Origin of the sequence: Brevundimonas sp. ZS04 (assembly GCF_001956865.1) — a bacterium.
Taxonomy (GTDB): domain Bacteria; phylum Pseudomonadota; class Alphaproteobacteria; order Caulobacterales; family Caulobacteraceae; genus Brevundimonas; species Brevundimonas diminuta.
This window is the reverse complement of record NZ_MTHE01000001.1, coordinates 91,878-118,807: the sequence shown is the minus strand read 5'-3', so window position 1 is coordinate 118,807 and position 26,930 is coordinate 91,878. Positions and strand designations below refer to the sequence as shown.

Annotated in this window: 24 protein-coding genes; 17 read left to right on the top strand and 7 right to left on the bottom strand. The window is 69.3% G+C overall.

All coding sequences use genetic code 11. The features are described from left to right. The first annotated feature begins 117 nt into the window (after window positions 1–117). From BJP32_RS00550 to BJP32_RS00535, 4 genes are read left to right on the top strand one after another with little or no spacing between them, the layout of a single operon-like run. A complete protein-coding gene (locus tag BJP32_RS00550) occupies window positions 118–3,048 on the top strand; it encodes a beta-phosphoglucomutase family hydrolase (RefSeq protein WP_076222513.1) in 2,931 nt (976 codons plus the stop codon). Beyond that, window positions 3,045–3,947 carry a universal stress protein gene (locus tag BJP32_RS00545; protein ID WP_076222511.1) on the top strand — a complete coding sequence of 301 codons (903 nt, stop codon included), beginning with the start codon at window positions 3,045–3,047 and terminating at the stop codon, window positions 3,945–3,947. The genes BJP32_RS00550 and BJP32_RS00545 overlap by 4 nt, the downstream gene beginning before the upstream one ends. An 11-nt stretch (window positions 3,948–3,958) precedes the next feature. Then, a complete protein-coding gene (locus tag BJP32_RS00540; protein WP_076222510.1) occupies window positions 3,959–5,002 on the top strand; it encodes a hydroxyacid dehydrogenase in 1,044 nt (347 codons plus the stop codon). Further along, a complete protein-coding gene (locus BJP32_RS00535) occupies window positions 4,999–5,496 on the top strand; it encodes an SRPBCC family protein (RefSeq protein ID WP_003164953.1) in 498 nt (165 codons plus the stop codon). Before BJP32_RS00540 ends, BJP32_RS00535 begins: the two co-directional genes overlap by 4 nt. Here BJP32_RS00535 and BJP32_RS00530 read toward each other — a convergent pair. After that, window positions 5,493–7,859: a heavy metal translocating P-type ATPase gene (locus BJP32_RS00530; RefSeq protein ID WP_040345397.1), complete on the bottom strand. Its 2,367-nt coding sequence runs from the start codon at window positions 7,857–7,859 to the stop codon at window positions 5,493–5,495. The genes BJP32_RS00535 and BJP32_RS00530 overlap by 4 nt on opposite strands. A gap of 176 nt (window positions 7,860–8,035) precedes the next feature. On the opposite strand from BJP32_RS00530, the gene BJP32_RS00525 reads away from it, so the two are divergent. Beyond that, window positions 8,036–8,236 (top strand): metal-sensitive transcriptional regulator, encoded by a 201-nt coding sequence (locus BJP32_RS00525; protein WP_369822375.1) that lies wholly within the window; start codon window positions 8,036–8,038, stop codon window positions 8,234–8,236. A 148-nt stretch (window positions 8,237–8,384) separates the two neighbouring features. On the opposite strand, the gene BJP32_RS00520 is transcribed toward BJP32_RS00525, so the two are convergent. From BJP32_RS00520 to BJP32_RS00505, 4 genes are all read right to left on the bottom strand, one after another. Further along, a complete protein-coding gene (locus tag BJP32_RS00520) occupies window positions 8,385–9,455 on the bottom strand; it encodes a type II glyceraldehyde-3-phosphate dehydrogenase (protein ID WP_076222506.1) in 1,071 nt (356 codons plus the stop codon). A gap of 263 nt (window positions 9,456–9,718) precedes the next feature. Further along, on the bottom strand, window positions 9,719–12,094 hold the full coding sequence (locus BJP32_RS00515) for a cation-translocating P-type ATPase (protein WP_003164947.1): 2,376 nt from the start codon (window positions 12,092–12,094) through the stop codon (window positions 9,719–9,721). A 55-nt stretch (window positions 12,095–12,149) separates the two neighbouring features. Next, a complete protein-coding gene (locus BJP32_RS00510) occupies window positions 12,150–12,785 on the bottom strand; it encodes an isoprenylcysteine carboxylmethyltransferase family protein (protein WP_076222505.1) in 636 nt (211 codons plus the stop codon). A gap of 2 nt (window positions 12,786–12,787) precedes the next feature. After that, window positions 12,788–13,027, bottom strand: a complete 240-nt coding sequence (locus tag BJP32_RS00505) for a DUF2933 domain-containing protein (protein WP_050796666.1) — start codon at window positions 13,025–13,027, stop codon at window positions 12,788–12,790. A 155-nt stretch (window positions 13,028–13,182) separates the two neighbouring features. On the opposite strand from BJP32_RS00505, the gene BJP32_RS17870 reads away from it, so the two are divergent. From BJP32_RS17870 to BJP32_RS00490, 4 genes are all read left to right on the top strand, one after another. After that, window positions 13,183–13,947, top strand: a complete 765-nt coding sequence (locus tag BJP32_RS17870; protein ID WP_143255397.1) for a hypothetical protein — start codon at window positions 13,183–13,185, stop codon at window positions 13,945–13,947. Then, window positions 13,836–14,342: an acetate kinase gene (locus BJP32_RS16850; protein ID WP_233126647.1), complete on the top strand. Its 507-nt coding sequence runs from the start codon at window positions 13,836–13,838 to the stop codon at window positions 14,340–14,342. Before BJP32_RS17870 ends, BJP32_RS16850 begins: the two co-directional genes overlap by 112 nt. Window positions 14,343–14,792: 450 nt before the next feature. Continuing rightward, window positions 14,793–15,248, top strand: a complete 456-nt coding sequence (locus BJP32_RS00495; protein ID WP_198935240.1) for a DUF305 domain-containing protein — start codon at window positions 14,793–14,795, stop codon at window positions 15,246–15,248. A gap of 82 nt (window positions 15,249–15,330) precedes the next feature. Next, window positions 15,331–15,831: a pyridoxamine 5'-phosphate oxidase family protein gene (locus BJP32_RS00490; protein WP_076222503.1), complete on the top strand. Its 501-nt coding sequence runs from the start codon at window positions 15,331–15,333 to the stop codon at window positions 15,829–15,831. Between the two features lie 288 nt (window positions 15,832–16,119). On the opposite strand, the gene BJP32_RS00485 is transcribed toward BJP32_RS00490, so the two are convergent. Continuing rightward, entirely contained in the window at window positions 16,120–17,397 is a 1,278-nt protein-coding gene (locus BJP32_RS00485) for a hypothetical protein (protein ID WP_040345387.1), read from the bottom strand. Between the two features lie 548 nt (window positions 17,398–17,945). Further along, window positions 17,946–18,401, bottom strand: a complete 456-nt coding sequence (locus BJP32_RS00480) for a thermonuclease family protein (RefSeq protein ID WP_225910420.1) — start codon at window positions 18,399–18,401, stop codon at window positions 17,946–17,948. Window positions 18,402–18,597: 196 nt separating this feature from the next. Between BJP32_RS00480 and BJP32_RS00475 the strand changes: the two genes are divergently transcribed. From BJP32_RS00475 to BJP32_RS00440, 8 genes are all read left to right on the top strand, one after another. Further along, complete coding sequence (locus BJP32_RS00475) at window positions 18,598–19,263, top strand: RadC family protein (protein WP_076222499.1); 666 nt, start codon at window positions 18,598–18,600, stop codon at window positions 19,261–19,263. A gap of 7 nt (window positions 19,264–19,270) precedes the next feature. Then, on the top strand, window positions 19,271–20,206 hold the full coding sequence (locus BJP32_RS00470; protein ID WP_046654030.1) for a toprim domain-containing protein: 936 nt from the start codon (window positions 19,271–19,273) through the stop codon (window positions 20,204–20,206). 27 nt (window positions 20,207–20,233) lie between these two features. Next, the gene (locus BJP32_RS00465; RefSeq protein ID WP_076222497.1) at window positions 20,234–22,471 is read left to right on the top strand and encodes a ParB N-terminal domain-containing protein; all 2,238 of its coding nucleotides are present in this window, start codon (window positions 20,234–20,236) and stop codon (window positions 22,469–22,471) included. A 134-nt stretch (window positions 22,472–22,605) separates the two neighbouring features. Further along, window positions 22,606–22,956, top strand: a complete 351-nt coding sequence (locus BJP32_RS00460) for a hypothetical protein (protein ID WP_003164936.1) — start codon at window positions 22,606–22,608, stop codon at window positions 22,954–22,956. Window positions 22,957–22,987: 31 nt separating this feature from the next. Next, window positions 22,988–23,407, top strand: coding sequence for a single-stranded DNA-binding protein (locus BJP32_RS00455; protein WP_076222495.1), 420 nt, complete (start codon window positions 22,988–22,990; stop codon window positions 23,405–23,407). Between the two features lie 149 nt (window positions 23,408–23,556). Continuing rightward, on the top strand, window positions 23,557–24,012 hold the full coding sequence (locus BJP32_RS00450; protein WP_003164934.1) for a GcrA family cell cycle regulator: 456 nt from the start codon (window positions 23,557–23,559) through the stop codon (window positions 24,010–24,012). Between the two features lie 309 nt (window positions 24,013–24,321). Beyond that, the gene (locus tag BJP32_RS00445; protein WP_076222493.1) at window positions 24,322–25,269 is read left to right on the top strand and encodes a DUF2493 domain-containing protein; all 948 of its coding nucleotides are present in this window, start codon (window positions 24,322–24,324) and stop codon (window positions 25,267–25,269) included. Window positions 25,270–25,586: 317 nt separating this feature from the next. Further along, a complete protein-coding gene (locus tag BJP32_RS00440) occupies window positions 25,587–26,843 on the top strand; it encodes a DUF3363 domain-containing protein (protein WP_003164932.1) in 1,257 nt (418 codons plus the stop codon). Window positions 26,844–26,930 lie beyond the last annotated feature (87 nt).

Below are 26,930 nucleotides of genomic sequence, written 5' to 3'. Positions count from 1 at the left end.
TGGCGAGGCCGCTGGAAAACGGCGCCGGTCCCCGCATAGGGAAACCGGGAACCGACACGACCGGCGTAACGTTGATCCATCGGCGCGGGCGGGTCCTGCGGTTGATAACTCAGCGACATGAGTGAGCCGGACGGTATCACAGTCGACCAGGGCCTTGTCCTCGACACGCGCGCGTTCGACGCCGCCATGTTCGATCTGGACGGCGTCGTCACCCGGACCGCCACACTTCACGCGGCCACCTGGCGCAAGCTGTTCGACGCCTTTCTCCGGCGCCGGGCCGAAACGAAGGGAGAGGCGTTCCGGCCCTTCGACGTGGAGCGCGACTACCGCACCTATGTCGACGGCAAGCCGCGCCACGAAGGGATTCGCAGCTTTCTGGCGTCGCGCGGGGTAACCTTGCCGGAGGGCCAGCCGGATGATCGCGCCGACCGTGAAACGGTATTCGGTCTCGGCGCACGCAAGAACCAGCTCTTCCGCCAGGCCCTGGGCCGATCCGGCGTCGAGGTGTTCGAAAGCTCCCTCGAACTCATCCGCAGGCTGCGCGAGGCAGGCCTGAAGACCGCGGCGGTCACATCCAGCAAGAACGCCGCGGCCGTGATCGAGGCGGCGGGGCTCGCGGACCTGTTCGACGCATGTGTCGACGGTGTCGAAGCGGAGCGCCAGGGGCTGAACGGCAAGCCCGCGCCGGACACCTTCGTGTACGCCGCCCGGCTCCTCGGCGTCGACGCCAAGCGCGCCATCGGGGTGGAGGATGCGATCGCCGGCGTGGAGGCGATCCGGGCCGCGGGCTACGGCCTCGTCGTCGGCGTCGATCGAGCCGGGCAGGCCGCCGTCCTGCGCCAGCACGGCGCCTCGCTCGTCGTGCGGGATCTGGGGGAGCTGCGGATCGTCCCGGCGGCGCCGGCCGCACCCATGGGCCTGCCGGCGGCCCCCAGCGCCGCGCCCGAGTGGTTGCTCGTGGAGGAAGGCTTCACGCTCACGCGGGAGCACGAACTGGAATCCATCTTCGCGATCGGAAACGGCCATCTCGGTTCCAGGGGGTCGCTGGCGGAAGGAAGCGGGATGTCCTCGCCCGCCACTTTCGTAGCCGGAGCCTTCGATGCGCAGCCGGGAGCGACGCCCGGCCTTGCCATCCTGCCGGATTGGGCGAAGCTCTCCATGACCATCGAGGGCCGGCCTCTCCGACTGGATACGGGCAGGACCCTCAGGCACCGCCGGATGCTCGACATGCGGCAGGGGATTCTCTGGCGCGAGTGGCGACACGAGGACGCCGCCGGTCGGATCACCCGAATGCGGGGGCTGCGTCTTGCCTCCCAGGCCGACCGGCGCCTCCTGATCCAGTCGGTTGCGGTGGCGCCGGAGAACTACAGCGCGACCGCAAGCCTGGACGTTCCTCTCGATGAGATGGCGACGCGCCGACTTGGCGACGGCGGCGTCATTGCGCTCGCCGCCGCAAGCGCGATCGGCGAGATCGGCGACCGCAGCGCCGCGTCTGGGCGCGCGCCCAGGCCGCCGATGGTGTTGGAGCTCGAACTCGGGAAGATCTACCGGCTCGACAGGGTGGTCGCCGTCTGCACCTCAAGGGACCAGGATCAGCCGGAGGCCGCCGCACGCAGCCGCGCCGGCCGCGCGATCAACACAGGCTTGTCGGCCCTGATCACCGCCCACCGGGAGGCCTGGAGGGTCAGGTGGGAGGCGAGCGACATAGCCATCGACGGTGACCCGGCCGCGCAGCGCGCGCTGCGCTTCGCGGTCTATCACCTGCTCAGCGCCGTGGACCCAGACGATGACCGCGTCTCGATCGGCGCCCGGGCGCTCACCGGCGCCGCCTACGGCGGCCATGTGTTCTGGGACACCGAGATCTTCATGCTGCCGTTCTACGTGCTGACATGGCCGGAAGCGGCCAGGGCCCTTCTGACCTACCGCCATCGGACGCTTCCGGCGGCTCGGGACAAGGCCGCGCAGCATGGGGAGCGCGGCGCCTTCTATGCCTGGGAATCCGCCGACACCGGTCAGGACGTGACGCCGCCCTTCGTTGTCGCGCCGAACGGGGAGGTCATCCCGATCCTGCTCGCCGACCAGGAGCAGCACATCAGCGCCGACGTCGCTTACGGCGTCTGGACCTACTGGCGCGCGACCAGGGACGAAGGTTTTCTGCTCGACGTCGGCGCTGAAATCCTCCTCGAGACCGCCCGCTTCTGGGCCGGCCGCGCGAAGCTTGAAAGCGATGGCCTACGTCACATCCGCGGCGTGGTGGGCCCGGACGAGTATCATGAGACGGTCGACGACGACGCCTACACCAACGTCATGGCGCAGTGGAATCTGGAGACCGGGAACGCCGTGGCGCGGCTTCTGGTCGAGCGCTGGCCAGAGCGGTGGCGGGTGCTCTCGGAATCGCTGGCGATGGATGCGGCCGAGCCCCTTGCCTGGAGTGCGGCGGCGCGGGAGCTCTACACGGGGTTCGACGTGCGCACCGGCCTCTTTGAGCAGTTCCAGGGCTACTTCGGACTGGAGGAGATCGATCTGGCCGCCTTTGAGCCGCGCAACGCGCCGATCGACGTGCTGCTCGGTCGCGAGCGGATCCGCCAATCGAAGGCGATCAAGCAGCCTGATGTCGTGATGCTGCTGCATCTGCTGTGGGACCGTTTCCCGCCGGAGGTCCGGGAGGCCAACTTCCGTTATTACGAGCCGCGCTGCGCGCACGGCAGCTCCCTCAGTCCGGCGATCCATGCGGCGGTCGCGGCGCGGCTCGGGGACGTGAGGCTCGCGGAGCGCTACTTTCGACAGGCGAGCGATATCGACCTGGGGGACAACATGGGCAATGCCGCGGCCGGAGTGCATGCGGCGGCCCTCGGGGGCCTCTGGCAGGCTGCGGTGTTCGGCTTCGCCGGCCTGCGGTTCACCGAGGAAGGGCCCGAGCATCAGCCGAACCTGCCGCCGCAATGGCGAGGAGTGTCGTTGCGTTTCAAGTGGCGCGGCAAGGATCACGAGCTCAAGCTGCCGGACGACAGCGCGCGCATTGGAGCCGCGCCAGGAGTTGCGCCGTGAGCGATCAGCCCGTGATCCTCGTTCCATTGGACGGGATGGCCGACGCCCTCCCGGCGCTATCCGTGGCCAAGGTGTTCTCGGGTCTTGAGCACGCGGCCGTCCGCATCCTGCATGTCGCCGAGCAGGCGTCTGCTGCGGAGGAGCTGGCGCCTCGGCTCGGGCTTGCCGCCGAGGACCTGCGCGGCGCCAGTCTCGAGACTCGCAGCGGCGAACCCGCCGCCGCGATCCTCGCTGCGGCTGGCGATCTTCTCGCCCGTCTTATCGTGCTTTGCACCCACACCGCGCCGGGCAGCCCGGCCGGGAAGGTCGGCGGGACTGCTCTTTCCGTGCTGCGCGGGGCATCCTGCCCGGTGATCCTGGTCAACCCCGCGCAACCGCTGCAGGACTGGCGGCTGAGAAAGGTTCTGCTCCCGCACGAGGGGACCTCGGCCGCCAGCGATGCGGTGAAACCCGGCGTAGAGCTCGCGCGCCGCGCGGACGCCGACCTCCTGGTGCTCCTGGTCGCCGCGCCAGGCCCCGCCAGTCCCCAGGCGCGGGGCTCGCTGACGTCGCCCTTCTACCTGGATCAGCCCCAGCACGAGTGGCCGGCGTGGGCGGGCGAATTCATGGAGCGGCTCGCCTGCATCTGCCCGCTCTCCGACCTGCGCGTCCGGCTGCTGCTCGCTCGCGGCTCTCCGGCGTCAGAAATCCTGCGAGTGGCGCGTGAAGAATCCGTCGACCTCATCATCCTGACCTGGAAGGGGATTTGGGCGCCCGAGCGCGCCGAGACCCTCAAGGCCGTCGTGCGTGAAGCGGCATGTCCCGCGATGGTCGTGCGCGTCCGAGCGGGCGGCGGGTCAAACAGCCCCCGGAACTCTGGGGCGGCCGGCGCGCCACGCGCCGCGCCGGCGGCGCAATAGGAGCAGGCAGGATGGATGTGGCGGTATTCGAAGCGGCGGAGTGGGAACACCAGGCCTGCCTGCGGCTGGAGCCGGGGCACCGGGTGCGCTGCACCGCGGGGCGCCTGACGCCGCAGACCGCGCCGGACTATGTTGAAGCCGAGGTGGTGAGCCCCTTCGTCGGCTCGGAGGTCTCGGCGGCGGTGATCGCGGCGCTGCCCCGGTTGCGGCTGGTCGCCACGCGCTCCACCGGTTTCGACCATATCGATCTTGAGGCCTGCCGCGCGCGCGGGGTGGCGGTCTGCAATGTGCCGGACTATGGCGACCCGACGGTGGCCGAGCACGCCTTCGCCCTGCTGCTCGCGGTCTCGCGGCATGTCGTCGAGGCCGCCGACAGGACGCGTCGGGGGGATTTCCACGTCGAGGGGCTGCGGGGGTTCGACCTCGAGGGCCGCACCCTGGGCGTGGTGGGGGCCGGACGCATCGGCCGGCGGGTGATCCGCATCGCCCGCGGCTTCGGCATGACGGCGCTGGCGGCCGACCCGCACCCTGATCCCGCCGCGGCCGCCGAGCTGGACTTCGACTATGTGCCCCTGGACGACCTGTTGCGCCGGGCCGACGTGGTGAGCCTGCACGCGCCGGGCGGGCCGCAGACCCGCGACCTGATCTCGGACGCCCAGTTCGCGGTGATGAAGCCGGGCTGCGTGCTGATCAACACGGCGCGCGGCGGGGTGGTGAACGCCGCGGCCCTGGTGCGCGCCCTGAGCAGCGGACGTCTGGCCGGGGCGGGGCTGGACGTCCTCTCCGAGGAGCCGCTCCTGCGCGAAGAGGCGGAGATCTTCCGCATGGACACGCCGCTGCCGGCCGAACGCCTGCGCGCCCTGGTGGCCGCCAACACGCTCCTGCGCCTGCCCAATGTCGTGGTCACGCCTCACATCGCCTATGACACGGCCGAGGCCCTAGGGCGGATCGTCGGCACGACGCTCGACAACATCGAAGCCTTCGCCCGGGGCGAGCCCCAGAACCTGGTGGTCCCGTCCGGGGCGGCGGGGGATGTCGCGGAGACCCGTCCATGACTCGCCACAGGCAGGCCTCCGTCCAGGTCGCCGCGACCCCGGAACGGCTGTTCGCCCATCTCGACGACCAGACCCGCCTGGCCGCGCACATGGCCCGCCCGTCGATGATGATGGGCGGGGGGCGGATGACCTATGACTTCGACGCGGGCCGGGGACAGGCGGTCGGCTCGCATATCCGGATGGGCGGCCGGGCGTTCGGTCTCGGGCTCTTCGTCGACGAGGTGGTGACCGAGCGCGCGCCGCCGCGGCGCAAGGTCTGGCGCACCGTGGGCCGGCCGCGGCTGATAATCATCGGCGACTACGAGATGGGCTTCCAGACCACGCCGATCCGTGGCGGGGCCGGATTGCGGGTCTGGATCGACTACGACCCTGCGCCCCGCGGCCCCGGGCGCCTCGTCCCCGGCCTGGCGGACGCCTACGCCCGTTGGTGCGTGGAACGCATGGTGGGTGACGCCCGCCGCGCCTTCGGCGCGGTGTCCGCGAGCGCCGGCTAGAGCCGGACGCCCCTGAGCCTGAGTGCATTGGTCACCACGCTGACGCTGGACAGGGCCATGGCGCCGGCGGCGATGGCGGGCGACAGCAGCCATCCGAACACCGGATAGAGCAACCCGGCCGCGATCGGCACGCCCGCCACGTTGTAGGCGAAGGCGAAGAACAGGTTCTGGCGGATATTGCTCATCACCGCGTGCGACAGCCGCCGCGCCTTGACCAGCCCCTGCAGGTCCCCCTTCAGCAGGGTGACCCCGGCGCTTTCGATGGCGACGTCGGATCCGGCGCCCATGGCGACGCCCACCTCGGCGGCGGCCAGGGCGGGGGCGTCGTTCACCCCGTCTCCGGCCATAGCGACCTTGCGCCCCTCGGCCCGCAGCCGCTGGACGACAGCGGCCTTGTCCTGCGGCAGCACCTCGGCCTCGACCTCGGTGATCCCGAGCTGGCGGGCGACGGCCAGCGCCGTGGTGCGGTTGTCTCCGGTCATCATCACCAGCCGCACGCCTTCGGCCTGCAGGGCCTGAACGGCCCGAAGCGTGGTGGCCTTGATCGGATCGGCGATGGCGAAGACGCCGGCCAGGGCGCCGTCGACCGCCGCGAAGATCGCCGTGGCGCCGTCGGCGCGAAGGCTCTCGGCCTCCGCGTCCAGGGTGGAGGTGTCGACGCCCTGCTCGGCCATGAACTTGCCCGAGCCCAGGCTCACGCGGCGGCCGTCAATCCGGCCCAGAACCCCCTTGCCGACCGGAGAATCGAAGTCCATCGGCTCGACGAGGGCGAGCTTGCGTTCGGTCGCGGCGCGCAGGATGGCGTCGGCCAGGGGATGCTCGCTGCCGCGCTCCAGGCTGGCGGCCAGCCGTAGCAGTTCGGCCTCCTTGAAGCCGGCCGCCGGGTGTATGGCGATCACGGCCGGACGGCCCTCGGTCAGGGTGCCGGTCTTGTCGATGACGATGGTGTCGATCTTCTCGAAACGCTCCAGCGCCTCGGCGTTCTTGATCAGCACCCCGGCCTGGGCGCCGCGGCCCACGCCGACCATGATCGACAGCGGCGTGGCGAGGCCCAGCGCGCAGGGGCAGGCGATGATCAGCACCGATACCGCCGCGACCAGGGCGAAGGCGAAGCGCGGCTCCGGTCCGACGCTCGCCCAGACCGCAAACGCGATCGCCGCCACCAGGATCACCGCGGGCACGAACCAGCCGGAGACCAGGTCGGCCATGCGCTGGATGGGGGCCCGGCTCCGCTGGGCCTGGGCGACCATCTGCACGATCTGGGAGAGCAGGGTGTCGGCGCCGACCTTCTCGGCCCGCATGACGAAGGAGCCGGTCTTGTTGATGGCGCCCCCGATCACCTTGTCGCCGGGCTCCTTGGTCACCGGCATGGACTCGCCTGTGACCATGGACTCGTCGATCGCCACCCGGCCCTCGACGAGTTCGCCGTCGACCGGGACCTTCTCGCCGGGGCGGACGCGCAGGTTGTCGCCCACCAGGATCTGGTCGAGCCCGACCTCCTCGTCGGTCCGGTCGGCGCGGACCCGACGCGCGGTCTTGGGCGCAAGATCCAGCAGGGCCCTGATGGCCCCGGACGTCTGCTCACGCGCGCGCAGTTCCAGGACCTGGCCCAGCAGCACCAGCACAGTGATGACGGCCGCGGCCTCGAAATAGATCGGCACGCTGCCGTCGGCGCGGCGGAAGGCGGGCGGGAACAGATGGGGCGCGACGGTCGCCACGACGCTGTAGATCCAGGCCACGCCGACGCCCATGGCGATCAGGGTGAACATGTTCAGATGGCGGGTGACCAGCGACCTGGCGCCGCGTTCGAAGAAGGGCCAGCCGGACCAGAGCACGACCGGGGTGGCGAGCGCGAACTGGATCCAGGCCGAGGTCTGGCCGCTCATGCTCATCATCAGCCCGGTGAGGTGGCCGCCCATCTCCAGGGCCAACACCGGAACGGACAGCGCCAGCCCGATCCAGAACCGGCGCGTGAAGTCCGTGAGCTCCGGGTTCGGGGCGCTGGCGGCGGTGACCAGTTCGGGTTCGAGCGCCATGCCGCAGATCGGGCAGGAGCCCGGCCCGACCTGGCGGATCTCCGGGTGCATGGGGCAGGTGTAGACGGTCCCGGCCGGCGCTACGGGCGCCTCGGTCTTGCCGCCGTCGAGATAGCGGGCCGGCTCGGCGACGAACTTGGTCCGGCAGCCGGCCGAGCAGAAGAAGAAGGGCTTGCCGTCGAACTCGGCGCGGTGCGCGGTCGTCTCCGGATCCACGGTCATGCCGCAGACCGGGTCGAGGACCTTGCCGGCGGGAGGGGGCTCGCCATGGCCCGCGTGAGAAGCGTGGGCGTGGTGGTGATCGGGGTGGGAAGGGGCGTTCGACATGGCCGGAGAACTCCACAGCGTGTGGTAATCTGATATACCCCTCGCGGTATATTTTCCAATACCCCGAGGGGGTATGCTCGCGCGGGCAAGGGAGGACGCTCTTGGACCATAACGACAGGCCGAAGCTGCTCAACCGCCTCAGCCGCATCGAAGGGCAGGTGCGGGGCATCGCCCGCATGGTCGACGAGGACCGCTACTGCATCGACGTCCTCACCCAGCTGCAGGCCGTACGCGCGGCGCTTCGGCGGGTGGAAACCGAAATCCTCAAGGACCACCTGGATCACTGTGTGACCGGCGCGCTGGTGGATGGGAACGAGGCGGAGCGGCGGGCCAAGGCCGCCGAACTCATGGCTGTGCTGGATCGGGCCCTGACCTAGCCGCGGAAAGACGTCGGGCCGGACCTTGCCGTGTCGTGCGTAATGTCCGCGGGCGCGCGGGTCATTGCTGGTGCGACCTTCTCCATCTGGAGATCCGGATATTCGCTCCTCTATTCTCATCGCCCTGGCCGCTGCGCCGGCTCGGAGCTTATGAGTCCCCGACCTGGTCCGGCGGACCCAACCGGTCGAGAGCGCCGATGCCGAGGCTGGAGTCGGTCCTGGCGATCGACACGGCCGGCGCGGCGATCCGGCCGGAGAGGGCCCGGATGGCGTCGATGGTCTCGGGAATGACGATGGCCTGGTTGTCGACCATGTAGGCGTAGAAGAGCTCGTCGCCCTGGACGCGGAGCATGTCGGTCCAGAGCGCCACTTCATAGAGATTGTCATGCGGGCGGCCGAGGTCGGCCATCAGTTCCTTGACGCTGTTGAGCGCCGTCAAGCCGTCATCCATCCGGAGCGCCGCGATGCGCGAGGAGGCGAGGAAGGCCGCGACCACCTCCGCCTTGTCCGCCGCACGGGTCATCTGCACCGACCAGTAATGCAGATGAGCGATCGTCTCGGGGACCTTGACCGCCATGGTCACGACATCCAGGTCGGGATCGACGCTCTGCGCATCGGGGCCCTGGTGGCTCGGAATCTGGGGCTCGGGCGCCAGCGTGTTCATGATGCCGCCCCGGTCGCTCTCCCAGGGATCGGTGGCCCGCCGCAGCAGCGTCCCCCGCGCCCGGCGCAGCAATCCCGCCTGTTTGAGCGCGGTGAGAGTGCGCACGATCGAGGTGGTGTTGCACGAGACAACCCTGGTCGCCGGCCGTCCGAGCGCGCCTGCGTAGCTCGACTCGGCCACGAAGGAGTGACCGGCGACTTCGTGCTTCTCGCCGCCCTGGACGATGAAGGGCTTGTCCTTGCGCCGGTAGACCTCCGCGTTGGCGGCGCCGATCCCCTTGGGCGTGCAGTCCACCATGACATCGACCGACGCGATCAGGTCGTCCAGATCGCCCGCCACAGGGAGACCGGCCCGTTGCATCGTCAGGGCGGCCCCGGGGGCGGCGCCGTAGAGGGAGAAACCCATCCGGGCCGCAAGACGCAGGCGCCAGTCGGCGCTGACGTCGGCGACGCCCACGAGGATCATGTCGTCCTGCTGTCTGACGGCGGCGGCCACGCGCTTGCCGATCACGCCGTATCCATTGACCCCGACGCGGATAATATCCGAGTGAACCATGATCGCTGTCCTCGTCCGTTGGGCATGGGCTCTGGCCAGCCGTGGTGATTTCCCCATCGGCGCAGGAGGACGGCGACCCCTCGCTGCGCGCGTGTGTTCTCCTTATGAGGACGCAGCCCCCGCCGCGGGATTACAGGCGAGGCGGCGACCTTATCGCACGCCGCCGGACCGCTTGCGTATCCCGGAGCGGCGGAGGACCCCTCGTCTGCATAGGCGAACGACAGGCCTGCGGCGCCGGGCGGACCATGCCGCAGGGGGCGACGCTACGCCTGCGTTACGGCTGACCGCGACGGCGGCTGGACGTCCATGCCGGCGCCCAGCCGCAGACGCTTGAGCATCAGGGCGTTGACCGCCACCAGCACCGAACTGCCGGACATCGACAGGGCGGCGATCTCGGGGCTGAGGGTGAAGGGATAGAGGACTCCCGCGGCCAGGGGAAAGGCGATGAGATTGTAGCCGACCGCCCACCACAGGTTCTGATGCATCTTGCGCAGGGTGGCGCGCGACAGCTCGATGGCCTTGACCACGTCGGCGGGGTCGCTGCGCATCAGCACCACGTCGGCGCTCTCTATGGCGACGTCGGTGCCGGCGCCGATGGCGAAGCCGACGTCGGCCTGGGTCAGGGCCGGGGCGTCGTTGACCCCGTCGCCAACCATGCCGACCCTGTGGCCCGCGGCCTGGAGTTCCTTCACCTTGAGCGCCTTGTCGCCGGGCAGGACCTCCGCCAGCACGATGTCGATCCCCAGTTCACCGGCGATACGCCGTGCGGTGCCGAGGTTGTCGCCGGTCATCATGGCCACCTTGACGCCCAGGGCCTGCAGTCGCCGGATGGTCGCCGCCGCGGTGGGGCGGACGGCGTCGGCCACGGCGATCAGACCGATGACCCGCCCGTCGCGGGCGATATGGACTACGGTGCGGCCGGCGCCCTGCAGCCGTTCGGATTCCGTCGCCAGCTCGCCGAGCTCGACGCCGTTGTCGGCCATGAGCATGCGGTTGCCGGAGAGGACGGTCCGCCCGGCCACGGTCGCCCGAAGTCCCTTGCCCCCGAAGGATTCGAAGCCGGCAGCGGCCAGTTCGGGGAGGTCCTTCGTCCGCTCCAGCACGGCCTTGGCGATGTGGTGTTCGGATCCTCGCTCCAGGGCCGCGGCCGTGGTCAGCAGGTCGGTCTCGTCCACTCCGGCGGCGGGGGTGACCTGGACCACTTTCGGCGCGCCCAGGGTCAGGGTGCCGGTCTTGTCGAAGACGATGACGTCCAGCTTGACGGCATGCTCGAGAGCGGCGGCGTTCTTGATCAGCACGCCGTGGCGCGCCCCCAGCCCCGTGCCCACCATGATCGCCATGGGCGTGGCCAGGCCAAGAGCGTCGGGGCAGGCGATGACGAAGACGGTGATGGTCAGGGTCAGGGCGAACAGCAGGGTCTGGCCCAGGGCCCAGAACCAGACGCCGAAGGTGAGCAGGCCGATGACGACAGCGGCCAGCACAAGCCACTGGGAGGCGCGGTCCGCGAGCAACTGGGCCGGGGCCTTGGAGTTCTGCGCCTCCTGCACCAGCTTGACGATCTGCGCCAGGGCGGTGTCGGCGCCTACCCGCGTCGCCCGATAGCGGAAGGCGCCGGTCTTGTTGATCGCGCCGCCGGTCACGGAATCGCCGGCGCCCTTGGTCACGGGCAGGGATTCTCCGGTCAGCATGGATTCGTCGACCTCGGAGCCGCCGTCCTCGATCACGCCGTCCACGGGGATGCGGCCGCCCGGCCGGACGACCACCCGGTCGCCCACCAGCACGGCGGAGGTCGCGACCTCGACCTCGACGCCGTCGCGCAGCACCCGGGCGGTGGGCGGCGCCAGGTCCATCAGCCTGCGGATGGCGTCCGAGGCGCCGGCCCGCGCCCGCATCTCCAGCCAGTGGCCCATCAGGATGAAGACCAGCAGCAGGGCCGAGGCTTCGTAGAAGTCGGGCGCGTCGTAGAAGAAGGTGGCGCCGACGCTGAACAGGTAGCCGGTGCCGACGCTGAGCAGGACCAGCACCGCCATGTTGAGCACACCGCGTCGCAGGGCCCGGACGGCGGCGATGTAGAAGGGCCAGCCCGGATAGAGGATGGCGGCGCTGGCCAGGACGAACAGCAGGGGCTTCAGCGGCAGGCCGAACGGCGGCTCCACTCGCATGAAGTCCATGCCCATCGGGGCGAGCAGGAAGATCGGGAGGGTGAAGGCGACGGCGAAGAGGAAGCGGTTGCGCATGTCCCGGGCCATGGCCTGCATGTCCATGCCGGGGCCGTGCCCCATCTCGGCCATGTCGTCGGCGCCGGCTTGGGCAGGATGAGCAGAGGGCGCGTGGCCCTCATGGGCGGCCGCCGGAGCTGCGGGATGCTGGAGGTGCGACCGGGCGTCCACGACCTCCTCATGCGGGACGCAGATGTGACGCGGCACGACCTCGCCGCGGCAGTGGAAGCCGCAATCCCGCACCGCCTGTTCCAGTTCGACCTGGCTGACCAGGGCTTCGTCATATCGGATCGTCGCGGTCGCCGAGCCGAAGTTGGCGGCGGCTTCCAGCACGCCCTTCAGGCCCCGCAGGTGCTTCTCGATCACCAGTGAATCCAGCGGCGTGCTGAAACCGGAAACATCGACGGTAGTAGTATGCATGAAGGAAATTCCAGTCGAAAGCAGTTCAGTCTTGAGGTCGGTGGGATTCCGCGCCCTACAGGGGGCGTAGGCGGGGAACGAACGCGGGCGTAGCCTGCCGGTAAGCGCTCCAGGCCGGGCCGAAGCGGGCGGCGGTCTCTCGCTCCTCCGCCATGGCGAGGCGCCAGTACAGGATGACCAGCGCCGGGAACATCGCCAGGGTGAGCAGCGTCGGCCATTGAAGCAAAAAGCCGATCATGATCAGCACGAAACCGGCATACTGCGGCTGGCGGATTGACCGGTAGGGACCGGTCGTCGCCAGCCGGCCTTCTCGTTGCGCGCTATAGAGCACCGGCCATGCCGCGGAGAGGAGCCAGAACCCGCCGCCAACGAGAACCAAGCTGAGAATATGGAAGGGCCCGAAGTGCGGGTGCGCTCGCCAGCCGAACATCATCTCAAGCAGGTGTCCGGCGTCATGGGACCACCAGTCCACGCCGGGAAAGCGGCTCTGTAACCAACCGGCCAACAGAAAGATCGTCAGCGGGAAACCGTACATCTCGGTGAAGAAGGCGATCAGGAAGGCGCTGAAGGCGCCGAAGGCGCGCCAGTCCCTCGCCGTCTTCGGCTTGAAGAAGGTGAAGGCGAAAAAGATGAACAGGATGGAGTTGAGGGCCACCAGCGACCAGAGCCCGTACGTTTGCGGTTCCGCCATGATCAGGCCTCCGGAGCTGGGGGACGGGCGCGGTCGCCCGGGTGGTCGGGGCCGTGCCCCCCGCCATGGCCGCCATGCATGGTCATGTGCAGCAGGGGACAGAGCAGCAACAGCAGGAACGGCGCCCAGCCGAGCAGGTGAACCCGGTGCTCGCCGATCAGCAGATAGGCCAGCCCCGCCGCGAAGGCGCCCAGGGTCAGAAGCCTGAAGACCCGGCCGGCGGCCGGGGATTTGGAGGTCATGCGAGGCGCCTTCCGTGCTGAACACCATCCCGTCGTCTGACGCCCCACCCGGCCAAACATTACGGACGCGTGGCGTCGACGATCGTAAGAGCCGCCCGTCGTCAGCGTCAGACGTGGACAGCTGGGTCGCGGTCAGGTGGGGAGTGCAGTCGGGCATGCCGTTCATTCTTGCTCTCAACAGCGGGTCCTCGACCTGCAAGTTCGGCGTTTTCGATCAGGGGCCGGGCGGACTGGCGCCCTGTCTGCGCGGCCGGATCGAAATGCACGGCGAGGCGCCCCGACTGCTGAGTTATGACCCGGCCGGGGCGGTTCTTTCAGACGAGCCCTGGCCTCGGACTTCGGCGCCGGACCTCCTCGGGTGGCTTGAGATGCGCCTGCCCGGACCGATCGCCGCCGTGGGCCATCGGGTGGTTCATGGCGGGCCGCGTTTCTGCGCGGCGACGCTTGTCACGGAGGCGGTCCTCGCGGCCGTGGCGGCGCTCGCGCCGCTCGCCCCCCTGCACCAGTCCCAGTCGCTGGCGGGGGCGTCCGCCCTTCGCGCCGCGCGGCCGGGGCTGCCGCAGGTCCTGTGCTTCGACACCGCCTTCCACGCGGGCCATGATCCCGTGGTTGACCGTTTCGCTCTGCCGAGGGTCTGGGAGGCGCGGGGTCTTCGCCGCTACGGGTTTCACGGCCTGTCCTATGAGTATCTCGCCGGACGTCTGGCGGCGCTCGACCCTCCCACGGCCGCCGGCCGTGTGGTCGCGGCCCACCTCGGCGGGGAGCCAGTCTGTGCGCCCTCCGCGACGGGCGCAGCATTGACACCACCATGGGCGCCACGCCGCTCGACGGTCTGGTCATGGCCACGCGCTGCGGCAGTCTGGACGCGGGCGCGGTGCTCTATCTGTTGCGCGAGGGGGGACTGGACGCCGACGGCCTGACCGATCTGCTCTATCGCCAGTCGGGACTGCTCGGCGTCTCTGGCCTCAGCGGCGACATGCGCGACCTGCTCGAGAGCCGCGAACCGGCGGCGCGCGAGGCTCTGGATCTTTACGTCCATCGCGCCGCGCGCGAGATGGCGGCGCTGGCGGCCAGCCTCGGAGGGCTGGACGGCCTGGTCTTCACGGCGGGTGTCCGCGAGAACGCGCCGCGGATCCGAGCCGAGATCTGCGCGCGCCTCGGCTGGCTCGGGGTCAGGCTCGACGCCGCCGCGAACGAGCGCGGCGCCGGCCGTCTGAATGCGGCCGACAGCGCCGTGGCGGTCTGGATGATACCGACAGACGAGGAGGTTGTGATCGCGCGCCAGACGGCGGCGCTGCTTGATCTGGCGGAATGAAGCGCCGGGGGCAGGGGGCGCGGACGGCGTTCACCGGCCGCTGCGACGGGGACCGGTGGGCTCTTGTAAGGAGGCCGGCGATGACCCGACCAGGGCCGCGGGAGGCGGCCGGCGGCGCCCGCGTCGCCGGGGACTGCGACCCGGAAGCGCTGCGTCCACCGAAACCCCGGGAGAATCCCGTGACGTCGCTAGGTGATCCATCGCAGGCGCCGGAAGACGGTGCGGCGCGGGTCTGGAACGAGCTTCCGTAGCGACCGGGATCGGCGTCTTGCTCAGCCTCGGTTTGCGCCGGATCCCTGACCAGCGCCGCTGCACCGGTCAGGGCGTACTTCGCCTGGTGAACTGAACCAAGGATGCCGACGTTCGTTCAGATCAGGGTCAAGCACGGCCGCAGCCGTCATGTCGCGGACATCCCGTTGGCAGATGGCTTGATCCAGAGGATTCACATCCATGACCAACTTCGCCCAACGGCCCGTCAGGCGGACGGCCATCGCCCTGTCAACACTTTCCCTGCTCGCCGCCGCCGGGTGCGCCAGCGCGCCTGCCTCAGGTACGGCGCCCCCGGATCGACCTATGGGCGGCATGCAGGCGCCGCATGCGGCCCAGGGCTCCGGCATGATGGGCGGCATGCAGATGCCGCCGGGAATGAACATGGCTCGGACACCCTTTTCTGAGGCCGAGATGAGCATGCACCGCGCCATGATGATGGCGACCGATGTGAACACCCAGCGGACCTGGGCGAGGAAGATGATCGCCCACCATAGAGGGGCTGTCGCTATGGCGCAGGCTCTGCTTGGAAGTGATGCGACAGACGTTGAGGTCCGTCGCATGGCTCAGGCGGTCATCGACGCGCAGACGAGAGAAATCGCAGAGCTCGAATCCTGGCTTGAGCGTCATCCCGGCTGATTGTAACGAGGGCGGCACGGCGGGGCCTGATCATGCTCTGTCCGTCGCCGTCCGTGCTCCTTGCCAGGCTGGAGGATTTGGGTTGGAACTTGAGCAGAGGCAGCTGATCCTCTCCATTCTCGGCCGCGCCGACACCCTGACCGTGGCGACGGTGCGTGAAGACGGTTGGCCGCATGCAACGGTTGTGAGTTTCGTCAACGATGAGCTCGACATCTATTTCGGGACGGCGCCCCACGCGCAGAAGATTGGAAACATCGCCCGTGACTCCCGGGTGTCCGCGACCGTCACGCCCGATCACGAGACTTCTAAAGACATCCAGGCGATCTCGCTCGCGGCAAGGGCGGAGCGTGTTACGGACCCCGGGGAGCTGTTGAGAGTGGCTGATCTGGTCTTAAGGAAATTTCCGAGACCAGGGCGTCCTGCGCCGGCGGCGGTGCTGGAGGGGGTGGTGGTGGTTCGCCTGCGCCCGACCATCGTCTCGGTCCTGGACTACAGCAGAACCTTCGGTCAGACGGAACTGATCGACCTGCGTGACGATCAGGCGCCACGCAGTCGCCAGGACAACCCGCCTTCATCCTCATAGGCATGGGATCATACTGTCGTCCGTCGCCCAGAGATGGGATCTGCCGTGGCCCGGATCGAGTGGCCCGGGCTGGCGCGGTGGCTCCGTCGCGTCTTCAGGGCGATTGGGCCCCTATGAGCACGACTGGCCTGATGCCGATCCATGGCGCGATCAGAACGCTTCGGGCCACACGGCCGGGAGCGTTCTGATCGGCGCCGTCTCGGGGCTGGTGTCGTTCGGCGTGACGGCCGCCACACCAACCTCCGTGAGGCCTATTGACCGGGATTTCTGATCCCGCGCCCGCCGGGCCTAGACGACAAAAACCGGTGCAAAGCCCCCGCCCGGAGTTCGGAAGTTTGTCGTCTGGCCCTGATAGACTCGGGCGGCCGCCAGTAGCGGGTCGCCGTCGTAGACATAGAGACGGACATCGAGCTTCAGCGAACGGATCTCGCCGTCGACCCTGATCCGACGTTCGCTGGGCTTCGCGAATTCCTGGGCGATATAGCCGCCGAGCTGAATTTCCGCCCATACGCGCCGGGTGATCTTGTCGCCGCGGTAGACGGCCTTGCCACCATGGCCGCCGGCCGGCTTGAAGAAATATCGGTTGCGCGTCGTCCACAGCCTCTCTGCGTTCTCGGCAGTCACCAGGGTGGTTTTCGGGATCGCCGAAAGACCTCTCTGATGATCCGGAGCAAGTCCCCAACCGGCGACCATGTCCGGGTCTGACAGCAGGCTCAGGTTCCGCTTGTCGGCGAACAGAGCGTGGTTGCGCGGACTGGGCGTCAGAACGACGGCTCCGTTCTGATAGGCGTCACGCAGGGCTTCGTGCCCGTCAGCACCGAGGGAGAAGTCGACGAGGCGATTGTAGACGAGATCCACAATCTCGCCTTCATGCTCCAGTCGCCCCTGGGAGAAATGGAGTTCGGAGGGATCGGCGACCCACGCCGTAACGCCGCGCTGTTCGAAAAACCGCTGCGCCAACAGGAACTCCGGGAACAGATACTGATCCTTCGGGCGGTCATCGACGATGGCGATTGTCCGCGGTTGACCCGAGCGACCCTGCAACGCCCATTCGTTCAGGAACATCCGCCAGACGAGGGCTTCGAAGTCTCCCATCACCCGCGCGCGCATGGCGTCCTGGGCCTCGCGACAGCATTCGCCCTGGGCGTGAGCAAGAAACGCATTCAGGAATGCTCCTCCGGCGTTGGTATTCACCTCGATGAGTTTTGGACCGCCGTCGCCCAGATGAAAATCATAGCCCATGAAGACCCCGCGCGGGCCGAAGTCCCGGCGAGCGATGGCCGGGCCCCAACCCAGTACCGCCTCCTGATAGGCCGGGGTCCTGGCCGCAGCCTCGATGGCGGCCACGACGACCAGCATGGCCTCGATGTCCTGGGCGGACAGGAACACAGGCCCGCCGGAGAACAGGTTCGGTCGATCCGCAAGCAGCGCCGAGACAAGGTCCGGCTCCCCGGCCTGCTGACGGATCGCCGAGCTCAGACGGGTCCGGTCCAGCGTGATGCAGAAACAATCCCTGTTAAGCACCGCGTCGAAGGAGCCGTCACGGGTATCGTCGGTTGTCGCCATGGTGTTCCTTTGATCGGGCCGGGATCGAGGGTGTCAGGTCCCAGCGGCCGCGTACCGGATTGTGCGACGGCTTCGTCTTGCGAAGCAATCCGCGTGCGTTCGACTTCTGGAGCGCCGGTGCGCGACGGCGGGATCGTTTCGGCCCCGCGCCGTCCCGGGTTCGATACGTCGCTGCGGGCGAAGGCCCGCCGGACGACCGAAGATTCCGGCGATAAATCCCGCCTTCTCGGCGCCCGGCCGTGGAGAAGGGCGCCGGCGCGGCGTCCGTTGAGCCTGCATGAGGCGATAGCCCGGTCATGGATGATGACCAGGCCCTTTCGGCTCCGGACTGCGCCGCAGTGGAGCCGGCGGCAGGCGATGAGGCGGATCACGCTGTCGGGGTCGGCGCGGCCGGTGGAACGGTCCAGTTCGGCGGGGTCGGAATCAGAATGGCGCTCCTCGATCCAGGCGGCCGGGTGGGCGGTGAGGCCACGCACAGGCTGTCGCGTCGTCGACTTGGAGCACCTTCTCCGCGAAGGCTTTCCCGGTGACTTCTGCTGTCGTCAATGTCAGCGCCCGCAAAGCGGCTTGCGCCGGTCAAATGTCTCCCAGACCAGGGTCGTGCCGCTCGTGATCATGGCGCAATTGATCTCTTCGCCCGACGGCGACCAGCAGATGGCGGTGATGCGGTCGTAGCTTCGGCCGGTCTGCTCGCAGCGAAGGGTCTTGCCCGCGACAAGCCGGTTCAGTTCCGCTGTAGCGGAAGCGGCGCTGGCGGTCGGGCAAGGATGGCCCGGCGAACAGGTTTCGTCGGCCTCCCGCGCCGCCACGGCGTGGAGTCTGATCTTTGTACCGTCCTTGCAGCGCAGGGTGTCGCCGTCGTTCACATAGGCCACATTGCATCGGAAACCCGTCTCCGACGGCGACGATGGAAGCGCGTCTGCATCGGCCGTGGCGGGCGGCGACGCGTGACCAACGGCGTCCGCCGCAGGCCAGTTCAGGGCGGCGATGAAGGCGACAGCCATGAGGGTCGCCGTCATGGAGAGGAAGCGACTGTTGCGCCGGTATGGCTTGCGAGAGCCGGTTGAACGGGATGGTTTCGAGCTCATCGAGACAGGCTAGGGCCAATGGGTGAACGGGCCGTGAGCCGGGTATCCCGGTGAAGGAAAAGGAAGGGCGGCTGGGAGCGCTCCGATCGGGAGCGCCAAACAGGAGGACGCCATGTCGTCCCGACCCGCGTCGAACATCCGTGAATTCGCCCCTGCGCCAGCCTCGACCGTGGAGGACGGCGACCTTGACCTTCTGGCGGCGATCCTTTCGCGAACCCAGTCTCCAGCCGCCAGCCGGGCCGCCGCCGCCGATCTGATCGCGGACTTCGGAGGGCTGGCCGACGTCGCCGCGGCTGATGAAGCCGCCCTGCTTCGTGCCGGCCTCGCGACGGCCGCGGTCGCCGATCTCCTACGGATCCGGGCGCTGGCGGTGGCCATGGCGAGGGCGGAGGCCTGCCATCGACCGGTCCTGTCGTCATGGACCGCCCTGACGACCTATCTCCGCGCAGATATGGCCCATGCGCCTCGCGAGCAGTTTCGCGTCCTCTACCTCGACCGCCGCAACATCCTGATGAAGGACGAAGGGCGCGCTGACGGGACGGTAGACCATGCCCCCGTCTATCCCCGCGAAGTGATCCGTCGGGCCTTGGAACTCTCCGCCAGCGCCCTGATCCTGGTGCACAACCACCCGTCGGGCGATCCCGGTCCTTCGCAGGCGGACATCGCAATGACGCGCCAGGTCGTGGACGCGGCCCGGCTGTTCAACCTGCAGGTCCATGACCATGTGATCGTCGGCCGTGAAGGCACGGCGAGCTTCCGGGCCCTGGGCCTGATCTGAGCCGGCCATGAGCCTCCACCCCATCGTCGCCGCCCTGGGCGGCGACCTCTATCAGGGCGGGCGTCGCGCCAATGTCCCGGCGCCCGGCCACAGCCAGGCCGACCGATCGGTGTCCCTGCTGCTGGAAGGGGACCGTCTGGTGATCCATGGTTTCGGCGCCGCGGACTGGCGATCGGTACGCGACCACCTCCGCGCTCTCGGCCTGATTGACGTCGAAGGCCGGGTGACCGGCGCACGCCCGTCTCTGGCCGCGTCCTCGACCGCGCTTCCCGACCCCGGGGTCCGGATCGAGGTGGCACGCCGCCTCTGGGCGTCGACGATCCCGATCGTCGAGGGCGACCTGTGCGCGCGCCATCTCCGGCGGCGCGGGATCGAAACGCCGCCAGCCCGCCTGGGCGACCTCCGTCGTCACCCGGCCGCCCCGGTGTCGGTGTTTCACGACGGGGGGCCGACCTGTCCGGCCCTGGTCGCCGCCGTCCGGGCCCCGGACGGACGGCTGAGGGCCGTCGAACTCACCTATCTTGACCCGGACGGCCAGCGCGCCCGCCGGTTGCGGCTGGCGCGCAAGACGGTGGGCCTCGTGCCGGCCGGCGCGGCGGTGTGCCTGGAGCCGCCTGGTCCGGTCCTGGTGGTCGGGGAAGGGGTGATGACGACCCTGTCGGCTTCGGCGCGCTTCGGCCTGCCAGGGTGGGCGCTCCTGTCGGCCGGCAATCTCGCCCGCTGGTCGGCCCCGGCGACGGTGCGCAAGGTGGTCATTGCGGCCGATCGCGGACCGGCGGGTGAAGAGGCCGCCGCGCGCCTCCGGCGCCGACTTCGGTCGCAGGGCGTCGAGGTCTGCCTGCGCCTGCCGCCGCATCCTTTCGGCGACTGGAACGACGCCGGGGCGGCGCCCCGGAAAGGCGGGGAGGAAGGGCGAGGCGGGGCGCCGGTACGGCGGGGATAGGCTCCGCCGGCCGGCGGGAGAAGATCCATGTCCCGTCACGCCCGGACCCGTATCCACCGCCTCGAGGCTCGATCCGACGTCGCCCAGGCGCAGTCCACGCCACCGACGACCTCGGTTCTGACGCGCAGCCAGCGCACCGTCCATCTCGCCGATCTCGACATCGCGCCCGAGAACCTTCGCTACGGCGAGGCCGCCGACGACGAGATTCCGCAACTCGCCGACACCATCGCCGCCGCCGGCCTGCGGCAGTTTCCGACCGTCCGACCCGGACGCCGTCGCGAGGCGGCCTTCATGGTGCTGGACGGCCGCCGCCGGCTGCTGGCTCTGCGTCTGCTGCGCGACGCCGGCGTCTTGGGCGACGATCATCCGGTCGAGGTCTTCGTCGAGACCGACCGGGCGCGCCAGGCGGCGGCGACCGTCCTGACCAATACGGCCGTGCCGGTCCATGTCGCCGACGTCGTGGTCGCCATCGGCCGGATGCTCAAGTCCCGGCTCACGGTCGTCGCGATCGCCCGGGCGCTTGGATACGGCGAAGTGGAAATCCGGCGGCTGGCGGCGCTCTCGGCCCTTCCGGCCGTCGCGCTCGAGGCGCTGAAGACCGGTCGGCTCACCCTACGCCAGGCCAGACTCCTGGCCCGGCTCAAGGACGCGGACGAACAGGCCGAACTGGCCCAGGGCGCGCTCGACGGCCATGGCCTGCCCGAATGGCGCATCACGGAGCGTCTCGACGCCGGGCGGACCACGACGCGCGACCCACGTTGCGGCCTGGTGACGCCCGCCCTCTATGCGGCTGCGGGCGGCCGGACCGAGACCGACCTGTTCGGGGAGCGGCCGCCGGTCCTGCTCGATCCCGACCGGCTGACGCAGGCCTGGATGAAACGGACGGGAGAGGTCGCAGCCCTTCTGGAGAGCGAAGGCCTGACGGTCCATCTCAGCGCGGGTCCGTCCCCGGACCTGGCCGAAGATCTGGAGCGACTTGGCTACGCCTACGGCGGCGCGCTTTCGGAGGCTTCGGCGACCCTCTACCGCGAGGCCCGTGAGCGCGCCCAGGCGGCCGCCGACGTCCTGGAGGCGGAAGGGGTCGGGGACGATGTCGTCGCTAGGCTGGAGCCCCTGATCCGCGCACGCATCGCCCAGGACCAGGCGGGATCGGGCGAGCGTGTCGCGACCGTCGTGGTGCTGCGGCCGTCGCTTCGGATCGGGGTGGAGGTCGAATGCTACGGACCAGCCGAGGCGGAGCCCGACGACGACGCCGGCTTCGAGGCCGACGATGAGGCGGCGCCGGAGATCTGGAGGCGGTCGCAGCCCGCCTATGCGCCGCCACGCGCCGAAGCGCCGGAGCCGGAGACCGAAGGGGTGACCCACGCTCTCCATGCGGTGCGCACCGACGTCGCGACGCGGGGGCTGATCCGCGCCCTGGCCGACGCGCCCGATGTCGCCCTGACCGCCCTGACGGCGCGTCTCTTTAGCGTCCTGGCGGTCCGCCCCTCGATAGGCCGTTCTGAATCCGCCCTGACCGTGACCGCCTCTGTCTTCAGCCCGACCGGCGGCCGGGTGATCGAGGCCCTGGATGGGGCGGTGCGCGAGCGTCTGGACGATCGACGTCGCGCCTGGGAGGCGTCCGGCCAGACCCTGGTCGCATGGGTGCACGGCCTGGCGGCCGATGACCGGCTCGGCCTGCTCGCCGAACTGACGGCCCTCAGTCTGGATCTGCGTGAAGAGAGGACGACCCTGGTCCGGGGATCGGCCCGGGCCGAGGCCGCCGAACTGGCCGCCCTGTGCGAGGCGGATGTCACGCGCGTGTGGACGCCGGACGCGCCCTTCCTTCAGTCGCACTCCAAAGACCAGTTGCTGGGCATGCTCGCGGCCATGGGCGCGTCGTCGGAGGAGGTCGGGCGGCTGAAGAAGACCGAACTGGTCGCCTGGACGGCCGATCAGGCGGCCGAACGGAACTGGGCTCCGGCCTGCCTGTCCTGGACGGCGCCGCCGGAAGACGACGCCGCGACCGAGGGCGCCGAACCGTCGGGTGAGGCGGACGGGCCGAAGGCCGAGCCTGGGTCGGAAGGGGGCGAGGCGACGGCCTGCGACGAGGCCTGCGACGGGGCCGACGTCGAGATCGGGGACGATACCGGGAACGAGACCGGGGGCGAGACGGGGAACGAACCCGGGCGCGATGACGATCCGGACCACGGCGGCCTCGATGGAGTTGGAGTCTTCGTGGTGACGCCGGCCGGCGAAGCCGTCCTGCGGAACCAGGCCGTCTGACGGTCGAGGGCCGGTTCCGTCGCGCGGCGCGCGGCGGGATCGGTCCGGGGGAGGGCGAAGGAAGGGAGGATCAGGGGCGAGGCGGAACAGGGAGAACGGCTCCCTGGACGCTTCGGATCAACAGGAGACTGAAGATGCAGACCATGGTGTTCACCGGCCGGCTGGCGGCCGACCCCCAGATCAGTCCGGACTTCGCCAAGGCGGTGTTCCGGCTGCTCGAGAAGCGCGGCGTGGACCTTGCGGGCAAGGACCGTATCGTCGGCGTCAACTGCGTCAGCTGGTCGAAGGGGCTGAACGAGAAGGTCATCGCCCGGGGGCTCGCCCAGGGCTGCGAAGCCCTCGTCGTCGGCGCCTTCATCGACACCGCCTATACGGCCCGCGACGGCACGGAACGCGCCGCCAAGGAACTGGTGGTGAACCGGCTGACGGTCCTCGACTGGGCCGAGGATCGCCAGGCCGCCGTTCCCGAACAGGCGGCCGCCTGATCCCTCATCATTCATTTCAAGGAGACTGACCATGCAGACCCTGACGCTTGAAGGCTATCTCACCGCCGCTCCTTCCATCCTCGCGGCGAAGGATTCCGGCAGGAAGCGCGCGAGCTTTCGCGTGCTGGAGACGACGCGGTTTCGTCGTTCGGACGGCACGCCGGGCGAGCGCACGACCGGCTTCAACTGCATCTGCTTCAACGAGGCGACGACCGAGAACTATATTGCGCCCTTCGCCCGGAAAGGCAGCCGGGTGGTGATCCAGGGCCATGTCGAAAATGACAGCTGGATCGGCAAGGACGGCGTCGAACACTACGACCTCCGCCTGGTCGTGGACGACATCCGGTTGAAGAACCGTCGCGAAAGCGCCACCGACGGAGACCAGTCCGCCGACGGCGGCATTCAGAAGGCCGGGGCCGCTCACGATCTGAACGACGACATCCCGTTCTGATCCAGATCCGGCCCTTTCAGGCTGACGTCCTGGCCCGGCGCCTCTGCGCCGGGCCATTGTCGTGTCGGCCAGGGAGGACGAAGGAAGGGAGGACGGAGGAAGGGCGGTCTGGGGCGAGCCGATCGGGCTCGCTGACCACGGGTTTCGTCATGACCGCCTCCATCTGGACCGAAGACAGGATTGCTCGCCTGACCGACCTCTGGCGCCAGGGGTGGAGCGCCGCCCAGATCGCCCGCGACCTGGGGCGCGAGGTCTCCCGCTGCGCCGTTCTCGGCAAGCTCCACCGACTGGGCCTGGGGCGCGGGCCTCAGGTCGCGGCCTTGTCCATCGTCCGGTCGCGAGCGGGCGCCCATCGACCGAAGACGTCCTTGCGTTCGCCTCGCGTTGATGCGCGGCCTGACATGCCCGCGACCGCCACCGCCACCGTCCTCACTGTCGGACGGGGGGAGTGTCGATGGCCCTACGGCCATCCGGGCGAAGCCGGGTTCGGCCTGTGCGGCCGGACGGTCGCGCGCGGCGCCTTCTGCGCCGCGCACGCCGCCGTCGGCTATCAGCGTCGATCCTGTTCGGTCGACAGTCTGCTGAGGTCGGTCGCCATCGACTGATGGGTATCCCGAACGCGAGTGCAGGCGACGACGGCCGGCCGTCGTCGCGGTCGGGGGCGTGCGTTGTCCATCGTCCCCATCGGCGCGACGGCGCCGAAAGGCGTCCTCGTCCCAAGAGGGACGAGGACATGCCCCCACACAACGCCCTCCGATCCTGTCACGTCACCCCGGCCGTCAACGGCTTCGCCGTTTCCCTCCACGGCCCGCGAGAGGCGGTCCGCTCCGGTGACCGCCGGGGGCCCCGACGTGGCCAGGAGCGGGGTCGTTGCGCATGGGGCGCTGCGACATTTCAGAACAGGAAATGATCCGATGCACAGCTCGAACCCCGCCTTCACCTCGCCCTTCGCCCAGAAGTCCGACTCCGCCTTCGACGACCTGACCGCCACGCTCGGCGATATGCGCCCGCATCCGACCGAGGAGGCCCTGGTTCAGCTCGGGCACGCCCTCATGACTGAACTTCTGGACCTGATCTCCGACACGGCGCTGGAGGACTTCCAGACCCTCCTTGGAGAAGCCCTGATCGGCGCCTTCCATTCGGCGGCCGGACGGATCGAGCGCGATGCGGACCGGGCGCGCGATGCGATGCGCCGGCTGGATCGCGACTTCGACGGATCGGAGGCGGCCGACGTCGAACTTCAGGAAGCGACGGCCAGGGGCCGGGCCGGCGACGCGGCGACCAGGGCGGCCGAAATGATCCGGGACGCCGCGGCCGAGACCTGGACGGTCGCCACCGGCGAGGTCTGGACCGCCTGGCGCGGAAGCCGGCGCGGCACGCATCTGACCGCCGCCCAGCTGGAGGCGAAACAGGCGATCCGGGCGATCCGCAACCGGCGAGCGGAAGAGACCCATCCGGGCGGACCGGTGGTGGCCTTCAGGGGCGCGCCGACGGCTGACAGCCGCGACGATGCGGCGAGGATCTTCGACGCCCTGAACTGGGCCCTGGCGGAGTGGCCGGACATGGCGCTCGCGACCACGGGGGCGAAGGGCGCCGAGAAGCTGGCGATCCAGTGGTCGAAGCAGAAGGGGGTGAAGCTGATCCTCGCCCGGGCGGACTTCGACGCCCACGGCAAGGCGGCTCCCTTCAGGGCGAACGACGACCTGATCGCGCTCGAGCCGACCTGCTGCCTCACTCTGGCCCGCTCCCTGGACGAGGCGAGGGCGGCGGACGGGCGTCCGTTCGGGCCGGCGCTCAACCTCGGGCAGAAGGCGATGGAACAGGGCGTTCGGCATCTGGCGGTACGATCGCGACCACACTGAGAGACATCGACGTCATGGCGTTCGACCTGACCCGCTCGGCTTCGGCCGGGCGGGTTTCGTCATGCCGTCCGGAGGGCTGTGGCGGGCGGCGGCGGCCTCGTAGCGAAATGTGGCGGCGAGTTTGACGGGGTTTGATCGGATGTGGTCGGTGTTGAATGCAATGTCCGGAAATCTGGGAAATGGGGCTTAGGGCAAGATAAAAGGAGGAGATTGGCAGGCCCTTTTTCGCCTATATTCTCCATGGTTTAGACGGCGTGGAGCGTGGCTCTCACGACTTGCCGCAAGTCGCGGAATCCAGTCGTCGCCTTGGGCAGTGGATGGAGCTGTCGATGTTGGTGCGTGACCGCTTTGAGGAGCTTCTGACGCAGGCGCCGGAGGCCGACGACGACGGCTTGCGGGTCCAACTGCCCGGGAGGCTGAAACGCGACCAGTGCGATGTCCGCACCGCCATGTTCATTCGTCTGGCGGCGTCGAGAAACTTCGCTCTGGGGGACCGCGTCGGTGCGCTCAGGGCGGCGCAGAATCGGTCCGGCCGCGCCTTTCGGCTCGATGTTCGTCAGCGGGTGATCGTCAAGGCCATGGTCTCGCGCCATCTCGGGAAGGGGGCCGCCAGGGCCGCCGCCTTGGCGGCGCATGTCGTCTATCTGGGGCGGCAAGGCGCTGGCGTCGAAGGCGACCGAGCCGAGTTCTTCGACCGCGAAATCGACAACCTCGACGCCCGCGCAGCCGTCAATAATTGGGGCGGTGATCGGCACCACTTCCGCCTGATCGTCTCTCCGGAGAACGGGGAGCGGATACGGGACCTCCGGACCTATGTGCGCGACGTCATGGGGAGGGTCGGGGCGGACCTGGGTCAGCCCGGTCTGACATGGATCGCGACCTGCCACTACGACACCGACCAGCCGCACGCGCACGTCCTGATGCGGGGGCGGCGGTCGGATGGCCGCGACCTTGTCATCCCCCGCGACTATATCGGCTACGGCCTACGCGCCCGCGCCCAGGAGGCGGCGCAGGAACGATTGGGCGACCTGTCGCGCGTGGATGCCGAGCGAAGGGTCTGGAAGGAGACCCAGGCCGATCGGTTCACGGCGCTGGATCGGCGGCTCCTGGCGGCGGCCGATAAAGACGGACGTATCGACGACGGCGTGGGCGGGACCGACGCCTGGTCGGCCCTGACGCGAGGACGACTGAGAACGCTCGAAGAGCTTGGTCTGGCGACGCGGGAAGGACGGCGGTTTCGCATCAGTCCGGATCTGGAGACCACGCTCCGGGAGCTCGAGGTTCGGCGAGACATCATCCGGACTCTCAACCAGAGGCGCTTGGAAAGCGGACGCGTCGCGCAGATTGCGCGGCCGGGTCGTCTGGCGGGCGAGGTCGTCAAGGCGGGCTCGCACGATGAACTGGAGGCCAGGCGTTTTGTCATCGTGCGGGACGGCCAAGGCGTGGAGCAGTACGCCCGGCTCTCGGTCGGGACGGGGGCGCTGGTTTCGGGGCAGCACGTAAGCCTCGATGTCGGGGCTGCAGGCCTGGCGCAGATCATTCCCGGACGGGGAAGGGGCGTCGAACTTGGGTGATCTCTCGCCGAGACCAGAGAAACGGGTTCCCGGATCGGGACGTATGGCCACGCTATCGAGTTCCGTCTGCCACCCAAGCCGTTTGGC

Coding starts and splice junctions, on each gene's coding strand:
- BJP32_RS00550 (WP_076222513.1), top strand. CDS start 118: ATGAGTGAGCCGGACGGTATCACAGTCGACCAGGGCCTTGTCCTCGAC.
- BJP32_RS00540 (WP_076222510.1), top strand. CDS start 3,959: ATGGATGTGGCGGTATTCGAAGCGGCGGAGTGGGAACACCAGGCCTGC.
- BJP32_RS00535 (WP_003164953.1), top strand. CDS start 4,999: ATGACTCGCCACAGGCAGGCCTCCGTCCAGGTCGCCGCGACCCCGGAA.
- BJP32_RS00530 (WP_040345397.1), bottom strand. CDS start 7,859: ATGTCGAACGCCCCTTCCCACCCCGATCACCACCACGCCCACGCTTCT.
- BJP32_RS00525 (WP_369822375.1), top strand. CDS start 8,036: ATGGTCGACGAGGACCGCTACTGCATCGACGTCCTCACCCAGCTGCAG.
- BJP32_RS00520 (WP_076222506.1), bottom strand. CDS start 9,455: ATGGTTCACTCGGATATTATCCGCGTCGGGGTCAATGGATACGGCGTG.
- BJP32_RS00515 (WP_003164947.1), bottom strand. CDS start 12,094: ATGCATACTACTACCGTCGATGTTTCCGGTTTCAGCACGCCGCTGGAT.
- BJP32_RS00510 (WP_076222505.1), bottom strand. CDS start 12,785: ATGGCGGAACCGCAAACGTACGGGCTCTGGTCGCTGGTGGCCCTCAAC.
- BJP32_RS00505 (WP_050796666.1), bottom strand. CDS start 13,027: ATGACCTCCAAATCCCCGGCCGCCGGCCGGGTCTTCAGGCTTCTGACC.
- BJP32_RS17870 (WP_143255397.1), top strand. CDS start 13,183: ATGCCGTTCATTCTTGCTCTCAACAGCGGGTCCTCGACCTGCAAGTTC.
- BJP32_RS16850 (WP_233126647.1), top strand. CDS start 13,836: ATGGGCGCCACGCCGCTCGACGGTCTGGTCATGGCCACGCGCTGCGGC.
- BJP32_RS00495 (WP_198935240.1), top strand. CDS start 14,793: ATGACCAACTTCGCCCAACGGCCCGTCAGGCGGACGGCCATCGCCCTG.
- BJP32_RS00485 (WP_040345387.1), bottom strand. CDS start 17,397: ATGGCGACAACCGACGATACCCGTGACGGCTCCTTCGACGCGGTGCTT.
- BJP32_RS00480 (WP_225910420.1), bottom strand. CDS start 18,401: ATGGCTGTCGCCTTCATCGCCGCCCTGAACTGGCCTGCGGCGGACGCC.
- BJP32_RS00475 (WP_076222499.1), top strand. CDS start 18,598: ATGTCGTCCCGACCCGCGTCGAACATCCGTGAATTCGCCCCTGCGCCA.
- BJP32_RS00470 (WP_046654030.1), top strand. CDS start 19,271: ATGAGCCTCCACCCCATCGTCGCCGCCCTGGGCGGCGACCTCTATCAG.
- BJP32_RS00465 (WP_076222497.1), top strand. CDS start 20,234: ATGTCCCGTCACGCCCGGACCCGTATCCACCGCCTCGAGGCTCGATCC.
- BJP32_RS00460 (WP_003164936.1), top strand. CDS start 22,606: ATGCAGACCATGGTGTTCACCGGCCGGCTGGCGGCCGACCCCCAGATC.
- BJP32_RS00455 (WP_076222495.1), top strand. CDS start 22,988: ATGCAGACCCTGACGCTTGAAGGCTATCTCACCGCCGCTCCTTCCATC.
- BJP32_RS00450 (WP_003164934.1), top strand. CDS start 23,557: ATGACCGCCTCCATCTGGACCGAAGACAGGATTGCTCGCCTGACCGAC.
- BJP32_RS00445 (WP_076222493.1), top strand. CDS start 24,322: ATGCACAGCTCGAACCCCGCCTTCACCTCGCCCTTCGCCCAGAAGTCC.
- BJP32_RS00440 (WP_003164932.1), top strand. CDS start 25,587: ATGGAGCTGTCGATGTTGGTGCGTGACCGCTTTGAGGAGCTTCTGACG.